Genomic DNA, 14,756 nt, shown 5'->3' with positions numbered 1-14,756 from the left:
TCATTCCCAGAACTGCTCGTCAAAGCAGACAAGGGCGAGGACAAAATATAACGTCGTGTTGACTCCCCAGTCACTTACCCGTTTGGAGGTTCACTTGGTGACATCTGGTAGTCCCCTTCTTCCCGTGCGCGCGGCCTGGCGCACGTGCCTGACGTTGTGTGCCCTCGTGCTCCTGGCTGCTCCCGCCTCCGCCCGGGCGAGCCTGTTCGCGGACCGGTTGGAGATCTCCATGTACGGCCGCGTCGGTCTGGCGTGGTCGCCCGTGACGGGAAAGTTCATCCAGGGCAGGACGATGAACCTCACGGGGAGCGCGCAGGGCGGACGTTTGGAGGAGGGCGACTACCTGGAGCCCACCATCCGCTTCCACCTCATGGAGCCCGTGAAGGATGATCCGACGGCGGCCTACGCGGATGTGGTGCTGACGCCGGCCATGTTCGCCAACAACGGCCTGTTCATCGGCACCTTCGGCAACAGGAACGCCCAGACGCTGCAGATCGAGCTGTTCCAGGCCTACGCCGAGGCGGGCAACATCCTCGCGCCGGGGCTGAAGCTGTGGGCCGGCGCCCGCTTCTACCGCGGCACGGACGTGCACATCGCGGACTACTTCTACTTCAACAACCTGACCGGGCAGGGCGTGGGCGTGGCGTACGGTCCGCTCGATGTGGCCGTGCTGCTGCATACGTCCGCGTCCACCACGGGCGATGTGTACAACTTCGACTCGGACGGGGACGGGAGGGCGGACCTGCGCCGCCAGCGCACCATGCTGGTGGGACAGTACGTGCACAAGCTGGAGGCCGGGCACTCGTTCCACCTGCTGGGCGAGTTCCACCTGCTGCCGGAGCTCCAGGGGGCGCGCCTGGCGGACGGTACGCAGCGCGACCTGCCGGCGGACTTCGGCTGGGTGGCGGGCATCAAGGGTCACTTCAGCCTGGGCGCCGACAACTTCAATGACGTGTCGGTGCGCTACGGCAGCCGCATCGCCTCGGGCAGCCGCGCTGGCTCGCAGACGTGGGACGTGCTGGGGCCCCCGGGCGACAACCGCCTGTACGCGGATGCCGCGGGCCTGGAGGTGGTGGACCACTTCCTCTACAACGTCAGCCCCCTCCTCAGCCTCAATGCCTACGGCATCCTCCACTGGAACCAGGGCACGGAGCGGACCCTCGAGGTGCCCGGCGCTCCCGCGTCGACCGTGACGGATCGCTGGTTCGATTACTCGGTGGGCGCCCGCAGCACCCTGTACCTGTCCGACTACTTCCACCTCGTCAACGAGGCGACCTACCAGGGTCTGCGCGTGGGCAACGGTCCCATGTCCAATGCGCTGAAGCTCTCGATCGTGCCCACCATCGTCCCCACGGGGCAGCGCAGCGTCTGGGCCCGCCCCCACCTGCGGCTCTTCTACACCATCGCCTTCTACGACGAGGACGCGGTGGCGGGGCTCGTCTCGCCCTACCTGCAGACCATGGGGGGCGGTAGCTCCATCGGCCACTACGTGGGCGCTCGTGCGGAGTGGTGGTTCTGATACGCCCCGCCGGCACCTTGTGCTGGCGGGATTTTTCCCAGAATCCCAAATAGTGAGAAGCGTTGGAGTTTGAACCTCCATGCCCCCGACCGCGAGAGAGCGATCCATCTGCGTGGATGGCGACTATTCTCGCGGCGCTTTCGACCCCCGGTTTTCGACCCCCGATACCGAAAGGAAGTTCCCAGATGAATACGCGTTTCGCGAAACACCTCCTCCACAACCGTGTGACGGTGGTTGCCCTGGCGACGGCCCTGCTGTCCTCCGCCTGCAAGAGCGACAAGAAGCCCGAAGGAGAGGCGGGCGCTCCCTCGGCCCCGGCGGCGAAGAAGATCGCCCTGCTGCTGCCCGAGTCGAAGACCTCCCGGTACGAGTCCCACGACCGGCCGATCTTCGAGCGCAAGGTGAAGGAGCTCTGCTCCGAGTGTGAGGTCATCTATAGCAACGCGGATCAGGATGCCTCCAAGCAGCAGAACCAGGCCGAGGCGGCCCTGACCAACGGCGCCAGCGTGCTGGTGCTGGATCCCGTGGACTCGGCTTCGGCGTCGGCCATCGTGGCGCGCGCGAAGCAGTCCAAGGTGCAGGTCATCAGCTATGACCGTCTGGTCGTCAACTCGGACGTCGACTACTACATTTCGTTCGATAACCAGAAGGTCGGCCAGCTCCAGGCCCAGGCGCTGGTGGACAAGCTCAAGGCGGACGGCAAGACCAGCGGGACGCTGGTGATGATCAACGGCTCGCCCACCGACAACAACGCGAAGCTCTTCAAGGCCGGTGCGCACTCGGTCATCGACGGGAGCGGCTTCACGATCGGGGCGGAGTACGACACGCCGGACTGGAGCCCGGACAAGGCCCAGCAGCAGATGGAGCAGGCCATCACCCGGCTCGGCAAGTCGGAGATCATCGGCGTCTACGCGGCCAACGACGGCACGGCCGGTGGTGCCATCGCCGCGATGAAGGCGGCTGGCGTCAACCCGCTCCCGCCCGTGACGGGCCAGGACGCGGAGCTGGCGGCCATCCAGCGCATCGTCGCCGGTGAGCAGTTCATGACCGTGTACAAGGCCATCAAGCCCGAGGCGGAGACCGCCGCCGAGCTCGCCGTCACGCTGGTGCGTGGCCAGAAGCCCGACGCGTCGAAGATCAACGGCCAGGTCAACAACAACAAGAAGGACGTGCCCTCCATCCTGCTCTCCCCGGTGGCGGTGAACCGGGAGAACGTGAAGAGCACCGTGATGGCTGACGGCTTCTGGACGAGCGAGCAGGTGTGCTCGGGCTCCTACCAGCAGGCCTGCGCGACCGCGCAGCTGCAGTGACCTGGGGAGTAGATGCGATGCCATCGACCGCACTGCTGGAGCTGAAGGGGATTTCCAAGCGTTTCGGAGCCGTCCAGGCGCTCAGCCAGGTGGACTTCGAGACCTATCCGGGGGAGGTCGTCGCCCTGGTCGGAGACAACGGGGCCGGGAAGTCGACCCTCATCAAGATCATCTCCGGCATCCTCCCCATTGACGAGGGGCAGGCCTTCTTCGAGGGCAAGCCCGTGACACTGGACGGACCGAAGAGCGCCTCGGGGCTCGGGATCGCGACCGTGTACCAGGACCTCGCGCTTTGCGACAACCTGGACGTGGTGGGCAACCTGTTCCTGGGCCGCGAGCTCAAGTCCAGGGGTCTGGGAGGGATGCTGGGCTGGTTGGATGAGACGGCCATGGAGCAGGAGGCGACGGAGCTGCTCCAGAAGCTGGCGGTGAGCATCCCCAGCGTGCGGACCCAGGTGGCGGCGCTGTCCGGTGGACAGCGGCAGTCCATCGCGGTGGCTCGCTCGATGATGGGCTCGCCCAAGATGGTGTTGTTGGACGAGCCCACCGCCGCACTCGGTGTGGCGCAGACCCGTCAGGTGCTGGATCTCATCCGCCGGCTCCGCGAGCAGGGGCTCGGCGTGGTGGTCATCAGCCACAACCTGGCGGATGTGTTCTCGGTGGCCGACCGCATCATCGTGATGCGGCTCGGCCGTCGGGTGGCGACGTTCGATGTGAAGAGCGCGAAGGAAGTGGAAGTCGTCTCGGCGATCACCGGCCTGCGTGCGGCCGAGGTGTCCCATTCCGTGGCAAAGGAGGCGCGATGAGCACCAACACGGTCGGTCAGTACGCCAGGGATCCTCGGCTCATCGCCGATGCCCCTGGTCTCAAGGGGGTCGTGGATTCCTACCGGCGCCGGTTGTCGCAGGGTGAGCTGGGCAGCCTGCCCGTCATGGTGGGCCTGGTCGTCATCTGGCTCATCTTCTACCTGTCCAACGAGCGGTTCCTCTCTCCGGTCAACCTCACCAACCTGATGCTGCAGATCTCCGCCATGGGCACCATCTCGGTGGGCCTGGTGCTGGTGCTGCTGCTGGGGGAGATCGACCTGTCGGCCGGCGCGGTGAGCGGGCTGGCGGCGGCGGTGATGGCCATGCTCAGCGTCAAGCACCAGCTGCCGGGCGTGCCCTCGCTGCTGGTGGGGCTCGGCGCGGGAGCGGCGGTGGGCTTGTTCCACGGCCTGTGGTTCACGCGGATGCGCGTGCCCACCTTCGTGGTCACCCTGGCGGGCCAGCTCGGATGGCAGGGCGCGCTGCTGTACGTGCTGGGGGACACGGGCACGGTCAACCTCAATGACGATCTGATCGTCTCCCTGACGGGGACCTTCTTCTCGCCGGGCATCGCCTGGGCGCTGACGGTCCTGGCCATCGGTGTCCTGGCTGCGGTGATGCTGAACGGCCGGCGGCGCCGGGCGAAGGCGGGGCTGCCCCTTGCTCCCTGGCGTTCCACGCTGGTCGCCGTGGGGGCCCCCTCCGCGGTGCTGGTGGCGGCGATGACGGTGTTCACGATGGACCGCGGGCTGCCGCTGGCCGTGGTCATCTTCGTGGGACTGGTGCTGATGCTGGAGCTGATGCTGCGGAACACGCGCTTCGGGCGTCACACCTTCGCGGTGGGTGGTAACGCGGAGGCCGCGCGCCGGGCGGGCATCTCGGTGCCGGGCATCCGGACGACCATCTTCATGCTGGCCTCGAGCCTGGCCGCTTGTGGAGGCATCCTGGCGGCCTCCCGCCTCATGGCGGTCAACCAGTCCTCGGGCAGCGGAGACGTCCTGCTGAACGCCATCGCGGCGGCGGTCATCGGCGGAACCAGCCTCTTCGGCGGGCGCGGCTCGGCGTGGTCGGCCCTGCTGGGCGCGCTGGTCATCGGCTCCATTTCCAACGGAATGGATCTGCTCGCGCTCTCGTCCTCCGTGAAGTTCATGGTGACGGGCGGCGTGCTGCTGGTGGCCGCGTCCATCGACGCGCTCTCCCGCAAGGGACGGCAGGCGTCGGGTCGGGCGTAGTCGTACTTCCGCGCCCGGCGGTTCTCTCCCGCCGGGCGCGAGGCCTGCGCCTAGTACTTCGGCAGCTCGGGCAGGCTCTGGTTGCAGTTGCTGGTGATGCCGAGGATCTGGCAGACCTTCTGGCCGGTGGCGTTCACCGTGGCCGCGCCCGCGGGCGGAGTGGCGTGGACGCGCTCCTTCCAGATCTGCCACACCATCATTCCGTCGGTGGGCTTGCCCTTGTTCTTGATGTACGTGGCGAGCGTCTCGACGTTGTAATACTTCGTCGCCATGTTGTTCTGCCCCGTGAGCATCTCGGCGTCGTAGACGGTGCCGGGCTCCGCGTTGAGCTTCAACGTCGCGCCACCCGCGCCCTCCGGGGCGATCTCCAGTCCCATGGCGATGGGCCCGCTGTAGATGGCCCGGTAGGACTCATAGCCTTCACGGGGGTCGTAGTAGTCGCCGCCGTCGTAGGACATGAGGTTGATGTGGTGGAGCTTGTTCCCGTGGTTCTTCACCACGTTGTACATCGTTCCGCCGAAGGGCGAGCCCCACTGCACCTTGCCCTCCTCGAACGGCGTCCCCGCCACGTAGTAGGCGCCCGTCGACCAGCCCGCGATCGAGATTCCCAGCTTCAGGCCCCGGGCCCGGATGGTGCTGTCCAGGCTCGTGATGATGTTGGCGATCTCCCCATCCTTGCTGCAGCTGAACTGAGCCGCCGGGAGCTTGTTGCAGCTGCTCCCGCTCGACTCCCAATCGATGTCGATTCCATCGACCTCGAGGTCCTGCGCCAGGTCGACGACGTGCGGCGCGCTGAACTCCGCCCACTGGCTGCCCTGGCTGTAGCTCCATCCTCCAACCGAGAGCCACACCTGCGTTCCACGTGCGCGCAGCGCCCGGATGTTGTTGATGAGCGTCCGCGCCTGCTCCGGGGTGAACTTCTTCTGCCCGGTGTTCGTCGTGGCGCCCTCGAAGAACTCGAGACCCGCCACGGCCTGATCGAACTCGTACGAGCCCCTCTGGTAGGCCGTGTTCGGCCGCACGAAGGAGAGGTTCAGGTGCGTGTAGTAGCTGGGGATGTTCGCGGTCGTCAGATCGTTGATGCTCGTGTTCCAGCTGCTGGCATACCCGATGTACATCCTCCCTCCGGGAGGAGGCGGCTCGCCGGTGATGTTGACGGTGACGTTCGCCACGCTGGAGGTGGTGGTGTTCCCCGCGGCGTCATAGGCCCTGGCCGTATAGCCATAGGTGCCATTCTGGGTGCTGGAGTTGAACGCGTCCGAGGCGCTGAAGGGGCTGGAGGTATCCGTGCTCAGCAGGGTGCCATTCCTGTAGAACTCGACCTTGGCCACGCCCACGTTGTCGCTCGCCGGAGCCGAAAGGCTCACGCTGCCCGCGCTCGTGAGGTTGGTCGGGCTGGCCGAGAGACCGACCGTGGGAGGCGTGGTGTCGTCGCCGGGATGAGGCTGGCTTCCATCACAGGCATACCCGTTGATGGTGCAGCTGCTCACCCCCGTGTAGGTCCCCGTCCCCGAGAAGGTCACGGTCACGCTGCCGTTGGCGGGCACGACATTGCCGCCCCAGGTGTTGGGGAGGAGGGTCCATGAGCCGTCGCTCCCCCGGGTGGCGGAGCCGCCAGCGCCCCAGGGGGAGCCACTGATCGCGGCGTTGCCGTTGAACTTGAGGGTGACGGCCCAGTCCGTAATCGGACTGCTGGTGGTGTTCTTGATCGTCACCACCCCATTGAAGCCACCCTCCCAGCTGGAGCTGGCGTTGAGGGTGGCCGTCAATCCGGCGGCGGAGGCCGCGAGCTCCTGGCTCTGGGTATTGCTCGACGTCTGCGGCTCCTGGCCGCCACAGGCGACCAGAGAGCCCAACAGGGCACTGACAAAGAACTTCCTCGACTGACGCATGCTTCCTCCGGGCAAAAGGACTGGGAATCGAGACGCTCTGTCTGGATAGAGCGTCAGGCCCGGAACTTCGGGTCATGCCGTCCTTGCCGGAGGGCGGAACGCAGTGCGTCAGGGGAGCTGCACCGGGTTGGCGTAGTACTCCTGGATGCGAGTGATCCAATAGTAGTTATCGGTCGGCTGATCCTCGGGATAGCTCCCTGGCTGGGGAATGCCTCGGGTGCTGATGCCGACACCCGCGCCCATGAGGATGGCGACGACACCCGCGTTGGCGGCCTCCGACAGGTGCGAGCCCCACGTGACCGTGTTGCCGTTCACCGAGACCTTGGGATCATTCCACACGTTCTTCGAGAAGTAGGCCAGCCGGTTACCCGAGAGCGTCAAGGTATCGCCAAAGAGGTACGGGGACGCCGAGTCCTCGTAGCGCTGTACGGTATTGGGCAGGTCCGGGAAGGTGCCGGAGGCGTTGTACGCCGTGGGGCTGCGGCGCGTGGTGCCGTTGATGTGCCCGGTGGGGATCTGCCAGAGCACCACGGGCAACCCGAGCGTCTCCTTCAGTGTCCGGACGAACAGCAGGTAGTTGTTCCAGAGGTCCGCGTTCCAGAACCACAGCGAGCTCGCTGGATCGTTCGGGTTCGCGCCGGTCGCGATGGCGCCGTCCAGACCGTACTTGTCGATGGAGATGAACTCGGCACCGCCATACTGAACCCCAGCCTTCTGGGCGAAGCTCGCGTTGGCGCGTGCGTTCTCCTGGATGCGGAGCTTGCCAGCCTCGAAACCATACACCTCGGTCGCGTGAACGATGCCGGTGCTGGGCGCCCCCGGCGCCGCCCAGAGGTTGAGCTGCCAGCCGAGGAAGGCCCTCGAGGTGTACTTGCGCAGCGTGTAGTTGATGCTCTGGACGAGCCCGGTCAGCGTATTGGGGAAGAGCGGATCCCTATCACGCTGGAGCACTCCCGAGTCGTAGACGGCATGGGTGGCGGCGGGGATCTTCGAGGGATCATTGCCATACTGCGATGCGTATTGCTGCTGGATGTAGCCCAGGGTGTCGGGCTCGATGATGTAGCCGATCCGGCCCGTTCCCATGATCTCCGACGCGGTCCGGCCCACGTCGGCCAGGGCCTGGAAGTACTGCGAGAGGAAGCTGGCGCTCTGCAGGTTGTTCCATACGGCCGAGTGGCTGTCGGTGTTGCCTCCAATCCCATACACCACGAAGATGGGCGTCATGCCCTGTTCCTTGCTCTTCGTGGCCAGCCGCACGGCACGCGAATGCCACTCGCTGATCTGCGAGCCTCCATTGAGGTACAGATAGCCGTAGTCGAGCCGCTTGCCCGCGGGGAAGAGCGGGTTGACCTTGGAGAAGAACGCGTCGGTGCCCGTGAAGGGCTCGTAGACGGTACCGAGCGCGAGGTAGCTCGGATGCCACGAGCCGTCGGGGTTGCCTCCCGTCCCATCGGGATTCGTGGTCACCGACACAGTGCTGCTCGCCACCGACACGTTGCCCGCGGCATCGCGCGCCTTGATGACATAGCCGTACTGGGCCGAAGGAGAGAGACCACTGTCCGTGAAGGTGGTCCCCGTCGTCGTGCCGACCTGTGTGCCATTGCGGAACACGAGATAGCCGGTGACGCCGACGTTGTCCGTTGCCGCGTTCCACGCCAGGGATACCTGGGTGCTGGTGACGCCGGTGGAGCGCAGGCCCGTCACCTGAGAGGGCGCGGTGGTGTCACCCCCGGTACCGCCGTCGCCGCAGGAGCCAATGAGCTTGTACCAGCCGCTGGCGGTGCCCAGGACGGGGTCGGCCGTCCAGATGGCCACCAGGGCCTCGTACAGGTTGCTCTTGTAGACGACTCGATCGCCCGGGTTGTAGATGGTGCTGGCGTTCCACTCGGGGACTCCGATGCAGCTCACCAGCTCCGAGCGGGCCGCTCCGGAAATGTCCGAGGCAATCGGCTCGCCGCTCTCGTCGGAGGACGTCCCCGGCTGGCAGGCTGTGGACATCACGAAAACGAGGGACAGGAGTCCTGTCCAGCTCGTGGCACTTCGATATGGGGTATGCATTCAGGCCTTCCTTTGGGTACGGCGATACCCGTGGAGAGGCCTGGGCGCTTTTTTCCGGGTCAATCCATGTTCCGGGGGCTCGGTCGCCTGCCAGGCAGCCGACTCGAACCGGGATGGACCGGATGCTTCATTTCCTCTCAGCTTCACCGCCAGGCTCTCGCGCGCCGGGGGCACGCTCCACGCGGAGAACCGCTCCGAGGGAGGTGCCCGCTTCGTCCTGCGGTTGCCCGTGGAACCGGCGCGCGCGGAGCTCAACCCTCCATCGCGGGCTCGGCGCTGAGCGGGGCCTGCGCGGGGGCGCTGGCCTCCGTGGGAGCCGCCTCGCGAGACGGCAGGCTGGGGCTGCCCATGGCGATACCGGAGTGGTAGGCGCGCTCGCCGTGGACGTGGAGATCCAACCCCTCGAACTCGGCCTCGGCATCCACGCGGAGGCCCATCACCGCCTGCACCACCTTGAGGATGACGAAGGTGAGGAGCCCGGAGAAGGCCGCCACCGCCACGATGCTGAGCGCCTGCTTGCCGAGCAGGGCCCAGTTGCCGGCCGCGAGGACACCATCGGCTCCGGCCGGGTTGACGGCCACGGTGGCGAACACTCCGGTGAGCAGCGCCCCGAGCGCGCCGCCCACGCCATGCACACCGACGACATCCAGGGCATCGTCGTAGTTCAGGTGCTCCTTGAGGAGGACGCCGCCGTAGCACACCGCGCCGGCCAGGAGGCCGATGGCCAACGCGCCCATGGGCGAGACGAAGCCGGCCGCCGGGGTGATGCCCACCAGACCCGCCACGAGTCCGCTGGCGGCGCCCAGCGCGGTCACCTTCTTCAGGCGCACCAGGTCCACGATGCCCCAGGCCACCGCGCCGGACGCGGCCGCCAGGTGGGTGTTGGTCGCGGCGAGCGCGGCCAGCTCATTGGCCGCCAGCGCACTGCCCGCGTTGAAGCCGAACCAGCCGAACCAGAGGAGCCCCGCGCCCAGCAGGGTGAAGGTGAGGTTGTGCGGAGGCTGACGCGCGCCCTTGCGGCGACCCACCACGAGCGCCACCACGAGCGCCGAGACACCACTGGTGAGGTGCACCACGGCACCACCGGCGAAGTCGAGCGCGCCCAGCTTCAGCAGCCAGCCCTCCGGAGCCCACACCCAGTGCGCCACGGGCGCGTACACGAACGTCGCCCACAGCACCGTGAAGAGGAGGAAGGCGGAGAACTTGAGCCGCTCGGCGTACGCACCGCTGATGAGCGCGGGCGTGATGGCGGCGAAGGTACCCTGGAAGAGGAAGAAGAGGGTGTGCGGCAGCGTGCCCTTGGCCTCCAGTCCCACTCCCTTCATGAACAGGTGCGTGGTGCCTCCGAGGAGGCCTCCCTGCGTCTCCCCGAAGGCAAGTGAGTAGCCCCAGAGCGCCCACACCACCGTCACCACCGCCAGGGCGCCGAAGCTGTGCATGAGGGTGGAGAGCACGTTCTTGCCCTGCACCATGCCCCCATAGAAGAGCGCCAGTCCCGGGACCATCAGCATCACCAGGGCGCACGAGACCAGCACCCACGCCACATCGGCTCCGACGATTCCTGCCGACATCATCACCTCTCACGCAATGGGCCGCATGGGCCCGCTCTCGTTGGAGCCAGTGCAACTGGGGGGCCAGCACCTCCATCCACCGAGGGGGGATGCATCTTCTTGAAATCACGAGGGATTCTGGCTGGAAGCGGCCTGCCAGGCAGGCAGGCGCAGGCCGTCTCCAGGCCTACGAATTTGTAGGTTCGCTCCTGGAAACCGACAATTTCGTAGGCACAGGATGGGCGGGGTACGGCCAGCGGGAGGTGCCTGGAGCCACGCGGTCCTACATTTTTGTCTCCAGAGGGGCGAGTTCCTACAAAATCGTAGGATGTCGCGGGCTCCTCCCTCGGAGGGGTGAGAAGTAAAAAGGGGGCCGCGACACAGCGCGGCCCCCCGAGATGTACTCGAGTCCGGATCAGAGGGACTGCAAGAAGCGGATCAGGGCGGCCCTGTCGGTGCTGGACATGTTGACGAAGGCCTTCTTGGACGACTCCGCCTCACCCCCATGCCAGAGAATGGCCTCCGACAGGTTGCGCGCCCGGCCATCGTGCAGGTAGGCCTCGCCACCGCTGACACCGGCCGTCAGGCCAATGCCCCACAGCGGCGGTGTACGCCACTCCGAACCCGAGGCGTTGCCCTCCGGCAGGTTGTCGGCCAGTCCAGGGCCCATGTCATGCAGCAGCAGGTCCGTGTAGGGGTGGATCGTCTGGCCGCGCAGCTCCGCGTGCGGGTGATAGGGGCTCGTGGTCAGCGTGGCTCTGTGGCAGTTGGCACACCCCGCGCTCTGGAAGAGGGACTCACCCCGCACGGCCTGCGCGTCGTTCAGGTTGCGGCGGGCCGGGACACCCAGCAGGGCGATGTACCTGACGATCTTGTCGAGGTCCTGATCGCTCAGCTCCGTGCTGGAGCCCGAGCAGCCGGTCTGCGCCGAGCCACAATCCAGGGTCTTGTAGACGGAGCTCGTGACCCCCATGTCTCCGTTGAAGGCATCGGCGACCTGATGCCGCAGGCGCGCCAGGCCCGCCTTCCAGCCGAAGCGGCCCAGGCGGGTCTCACCCGTCTGGGGATCCGCCACGGTCCTCATGCGGCCGGAGATGCCGTCACCGTTGCCGTCATTCGGATCGGCCAGGGCGGCGATGGCGCTCTCGGGCACGGCTTCCAGCAGGCCCAGGCCGACCAGCTGCGGGGTGGCACGCGCCGAGTAGTGGGTGGGAATGACATTGAGGAAGCTGTAGGCCGGCTTGCGCAGCCGATAGGTCGTGCCGTCGCTGAACTGACCGCTGCTCTCATCCCACCGGGTGATGCGGGCATCCGCCTCGCGAGTGCCACTGGTGCTGAACGGTTGCAGCTTCGCGCCCAGCTGCGGATCCGCGGCGCCATTGCTCTGCCCCACCTTGACCACCATGTTGTTCAACGTGGTGTTGATGGCGGGAGGCAGGCCCCGTCCGTTGTTCTTGTGACAGGCGACGCAGGAGCGCGCGATGTAGTTCGGCCCCAGCTTGTTCTGCTGCTCCGTGAAGACGGGGTTGCCCGACTCGGAATGGCTGCCATCCCCGAAGTCGGTGTGATGGATGCGCCGCCCCTCGACGAACGTCTGCGTGTTCACCGGCGCAATGTTCAACGCCATCTGCATGAAGCGCTCGGCGGGCTCGTTCGAGTACGGCTGGTTCAGCGTGGTCCGGCCGCCGCTCCATGCGGCCTCCGGCATCGGATACGAGTCCAGGGTGGCGCCAACGCCCTCGAAGGGGACGATGCCGCCGCTGCCCACGATGTAGAGCCATGCACGCGCGTAGTAGTTGAAGCGCCCTTCCACCGGCCGTTGCAGGAAGACGCCCACTTCCATCTCCATGCGATCGCCAACCCGGATCGCCCGGCCTTCCTTGGCGTTGTAGCTGACGCTGGCCGTATAGAGATGGTCATTCACGCGGGAGAAGGTCCCGTTGTGCCAGTACTCCGCCACCGTGTTGATGCCCCGGAAGAAGGCCCGGAAGTTCGTGCCATCATGGGGATGGGTCGTATGCAGGTTGACCGTGATCTGGTTTCCTCCCTTGGCGACCTGGTCCACGATCTCGACGTAGAACGTCCGGTTCACGAAGTACAGCGGCAGGAAGTGGTCGTACGCCTGGAATTCCGATTCACGTGCATGACGGTCGCGTACCCGCTCACCGACGCGAGTGATCAGGGCCTGAGGCGTGTCCTCCACCAGGGCTGGTTCCAGGGGCGTGCCGCTGTTGAAGAGGGGCACGATGTTGGCGATGCCACCGCCGTCCGTACCGGCATCGGTCGTGCCGCCGTCCGTACCGGCGTCGGTCGTGCCGCCGTCCGTACCGGCATCGCCCGTTCCTCCATCGACAACGGTGCCGTGGGTGTACCTGGCCGCGGGCGTATCGCGAGCACAGTTACAAGACACGTCCCAGTAGGTGAAGTTGTAATCGATGATGCTCCCACTGGTCAGGTTGCTCACCGTGTACTGATTTCTTCCATTGGTGACGGTCATCCTGACGTTGAGCTGCCCCCCGTTGTTGAGGCGGTAATGAATGTCCGCCCAGGAGGTGGTGTCGACGTAGAAGATGGCGGATGAACCTGACGGCTGCACACCGTAGGTGGCGGCAAGGGCATCACCTGCCATCAGGCTGGCGACCAGTAATGTGACTGCCATTCCGGTTGTCTTGTTGAGCATGGGGGGCTTTGGGTTTCCTTATGGAACACTGCTCGATCCGGCCGTGCAGGCCTGGACGGATAGTGAAGAAAAACTGGGACGTCGTGTTAGTCGAGGTGATGGTTTGTTGGGTGCTCGACGGTCCTGATCGCCGGGGCTGGACTCTGACGCGGCGAGTCGAACGGCTCGAACGGGTTTGCAAACGCAACTGTGTTGCGATAACTGGGAGCCATCGAAGGAGGATGGACGATGTCCAAGGTGTGTCAGGTCTCGGGAAAGCGCCCACTGGTGGGCAACAATGTCAGTCACGCGAACAACAAGACGAAGACCCGCTCACTGCCGAATCTGCAGTACCACCGGTACTGGGTGCCGAGCCTGAACCGCTTCGTCCGGCTGCGTGTCAGCACTCACGGTATCCGCATCATCAACAAGCGCGGCATCGACCGGGTGGTGGCGGAGCTGCTCGCGAGGGGCGAGCGCTTCTGACTCCCCGGCGTGCCGCCGACAGGGCGGGCACGCCAGCTCATGGACTCGAGAGGAGGGTTCACACGTGGTGGACGAGACGATGAGGAAAGAGGAGCGGGGGAGCCGGTTCCGGGAACCCCTCAGGAGAGACGACGATGAGCGCCGCTCCTCGCGTGGCGGACCGGGACGCCGCAAACCCAATCCACTCGGGGCGGCCCGGAGCGTGGACTTCAAGGACGTGCAGCTCCTCAAGTACTTCGTGACGGAGCGTGGGAAGCTCATTCCTCGCCGGATCACCGGAGTGACGGCCCAGCAGCAGCGCCAGGTGGCCCGGGCGGTGAAGCGCGCGCGAATGCTCGGGCTGCTGCCCTACGTCCATCATGGCTCCTGAGCAGGTGGGAGTGGACGCTTGAGCGTGGTGCGTGCCGTGGAGCCATCGACCGAGCCGCTTGTCTGAGCTGGGCGGTGCGAGGGGTCCTGTTATCATCGGCGGACGTATGCTCTCCCTGGATTCTCCTGAGTGGTCGATGTTGCAGCACGCCTACGGAGCCGCGAGTGACATCCCGGAGCTGCTCACGCGGCTCCGGGTGCAACCCGACGACGAGCTCTGGGATGAGCTCTGGTGCTGTCTCTGCCACCAGTACACGACGTACAGCGCCACCTACGCCGCGCTGCCTCACCTCGCGGACATCGCACGCTCGCAACCGCCCTCGGCCCGGGAGCGATTCCTGAACTTCGCCGGTGTCGTCGCCGCGTGGACGGAGGAGGAGGCGGTGCCCGCGCCCTATCGGGCCGACGTCGCCCGTGCCGTGGAGTCGTTCCGAGCGCTCGCGGGCGAAGCCCTCCTGCTCCATCGGTATGAGCAGTCGGCGTTCATCTACCTGCTCGAGGCGTTCGCGGCACTGCATGGATTACGCAAGCTGGGGCGGCAGTTGTCCCGGTTGGATGATGGAGAGCTCGAGTGTCTCTGCCCGCGTTGCGAGGCGCACCTCTTGATCCTCGTGGAAACGCCGGCCTTCCGGGTGACCACCGAGGAGCCCAACCTCCCTCCGCACGCGAAGAAGACGACCGTGGCGCCCTCGTCATCGAGCGCCCCACCCTGGACACCCTCCCTGCTGAATCACGTCGACGTGGCCTCCCTGCGGGCCTTGGCCACGCATGTGGGGCACCTCCAGGTGGCGGAATGGTTGCGGCAGCTGGAGGGCTCGGCTTGCTGTCCCTCGTGCGGAGAGCGCTTCGAGTTGCTTTCCGCGCTTTCGTGGTGA

The 14,756-nt window shown here is 66.2% G+C and carries 11 protein-coding genes; 7 read left to right on the top strand and 4 right to left on the bottom strand.

Annotated elements, in window-relative coordinates; all coding sequences use genetic code 11:
* The first annotated feature begins 97 nt into the window (after positions 1 to 97).
* The 4 genes from JQX13_RS51690 to JQX13_RS51675 all read left to right on the top strand — a co-directional run bounded on the left by JQX13_RS51690 (position 98) and on the right by JQX13_RS51675 (position 4,867).
* Entirely contained in the window at positions 98 to 1,519 is a 1,422-nt protein-coding gene (locus JQX13_RS51690; RefSeq protein ID WP_239015533.1) for a carbohydrate porin, read from the top strand.
* 185 nt (positions 1,520 to 1,704) lie between these two features.
* Complete coding sequence (locus JQX13_RS51685; RefSeq protein ID WP_203406716.1) at positions 1,705 to 2,829, top strand: ABC transporter substrate-binding protein; 1,125 nt, start codon at positions 1,705 to 1,707, stop codon at positions 2,827 to 2,829.
* Positions 2,830 to 2,846: 17 nt separating this feature from the next.
* On the top strand, positions 2,847 to 3,635 hold the full coding sequence (locus tag JQX13_RS51680; protein WP_203406715.1) for an ATP-binding cassette domain-containing protein: 789 nt from the start codon (positions 2,847 to 2,849) through the stop codon (positions 3,633 to 3,635).
* Positions 3,632 to 4,867 (top strand): sugar ABC transporter permease, encoded by a 1,236-nt coding sequence (locus tag JQX13_RS51675; protein WP_203406714.1) that lies wholly within the window; start codon positions 3,632 to 3,634, stop codon positions 4,865 to 4,867. Before JQX13_RS51680 ends, JQX13_RS51675 begins: the two co-directional genes overlap by 4 nt.
* A gap of 50 nt (positions 4,868 to 4,917) precedes the next feature.
* Here JQX13_RS51675 and JQX13_RS51670 read toward each other — a convergent pair whose 3' ends face one another.
* The 4 genes from JQX13_RS51670 to JQX13_RS51655 all read right to left on the bottom strand — a co-directional run bounded on the left by JQX13_RS51670 (position 4,918) and on the right by JQX13_RS51655 (position 13,047).
* Complete coding sequence (locus JQX13_RS51670) at positions 4,918 to 6,759, bottom strand: glycosyl hydrolase family 18 protein (protein WP_203406713.1); 1,842 nt, start codon at positions 6,757 to 6,759, stop codon at positions 4,918 to 4,920.
* 108 nt (positions 6,760 to 6,867) lie between these two features.
* A complete protein-coding gene (locus JQX13_RS55800; RefSeq protein ID WP_275424970.1) occupies positions 6,868 to 8,757 on the bottom strand; it encodes a fibronectin type III domain-containing protein in 1,890 nt (629 codons plus the stop codon).
* A gap of 311 nt (positions 8,758 to 9,068) precedes the next feature.
* Positions 9,069 to 10,391, bottom strand: coding sequence for an ammonium transporter (locus tag JQX13_RS51660; protein ID WP_239014390.1), 1,323 nt, complete (start codon positions 10,389 to 10,391; stop codon positions 9,069 to 9,071).
* Positions 10,392 to 10,782: 391 nt separating this feature from the next.
* Complete coding sequence (locus tag JQX13_RS51655) at positions 10,783 to 13,047, bottom strand: di-heme oxidoredictase family protein (RefSeq protein WP_203406711.1); 2,265 nt, start codon at positions 13,045 to 13,047, stop codon at positions 10,783 to 10,785.
* Positions 13,048 to 13,275: 228 nt separating this feature from the next.
* Between JQX13_RS51655 and rpmB the strand changes: the two genes are divergently transcribed.
* The 3 genes from rpmB (at position 13,276) to JQX13_RS51640 (ending at position 14,756) form a co-directional block, all read left to right on the top strand.
* Positions 13,276 to 13,512, top strand: coding sequence for a 50S ribosomal protein L28 (rpmB, locus tag JQX13_RS51650; RefSeq protein WP_203406710.1), 237 nt, complete (start codon positions 13,276 to 13,278; stop codon positions 13,510 to 13,512).
* Positions 13,513 to 13,576: 64 nt separating this feature from the next.
* Complete coding sequence (gene rpsR, locus JQX13_RS51645) at positions 13,577 to 13,882, top strand: 30S ribosomal protein S18 (RefSeq protein ID WP_239014389.1); 306 nt, start codon at positions 13,577 to 13,579, stop codon at positions 13,880 to 13,882.
* 136 nt (positions 13,883 to 14,018) lie between these two features.
* A complete protein-coding gene (locus tag JQX13_RS51640) occupies positions 14,019 to 14,756 on the top strand; it encodes a hypothetical protein (protein ID WP_203406709.1) in 738 nt (245 codons plus the stop codon).

Origin of the sequence: Archangium violaceum, from assembly GCF_016859125.1 — a bacterium.
Taxonomy (GTDB): domain Bacteria; phylum Myxococcota; class Myxococcia; order Myxococcales; family Myxococcaceae; genus Archangium; species Archangium violaceum_A.
This window is presented reverse-complemented; position numbering and strand designations above follow the sequence as displayed.

What these genes read in the sequence shown, in the direction of transcription:
- JQX13_RS51685 (WP_203406716.1), top strand. Translation starts at nt 1,705, where the DNA reads ATGAATACGCGTTTCGCGAAACACCTCCTCCACAACCGTGTGACGGTG.
- JQX13_RS51680 (WP_203406715.1), top strand. Translation starts at nt 2,847, where the DNA reads ATGCCATCGACCGCACTGCTGGAGCTGAAGGGGATTTCCAAGCGTTTC.
- JQX13_RS51675 (WP_203406714.1), top strand. Translation starts at nt 3,632, where the DNA reads ATGAGCACCAACACGGTCGGTCAGTACGCCAGGGATCCTCGGCTCATC.
- JQX13_RS51670 (WP_203406713.1), bottom strand. Translation starts at nt 6,759, where the DNA reads ATGCGTCAGTCGAGGAAGTTCTTTGTCAGTGCCCTGTTGGGCTCTCTG.
- JQX13_RS55800 (WP_275424970.1), bottom strand. Translation starts at nt 8,757, where the DNA reads ATGTCCACAGCCTGCCAGCCGGGGACGTCCTCCGACGAGAGCGGCGAG.
- JQX13_RS51660 (WP_239014390.1), bottom strand. Translation starts at nt 10,391, where the DNA reads ATGATGTCGGCAGGAATCGTCGGAGCCGATGTGGCGTGGGTGCTGGTC.
- JQX13_RS51655 (WP_203406711.1), bottom strand. Translation starts at nt 13,047, where the DNA reads ATGCTCAACAAGACAACCGGAATGGCAGTCACATTACTGGTCGCCAGC.
- rpmB (WP_203406710.1), top strand. Translation starts at nt 13,276, where the DNA reads ATGTCCAAGGTGTGTCAGGTCTCGGGAAAGCGCCCACTGGTGGGCAAC.
- JQX13_RS51640 (WP_203406709.1), top strand. Translation starts at nt 14,019, where the DNA reads ATGTTGCAGCACGCCTACGGAGCCGCGAGTGACATCCCGGAGCTGCTC.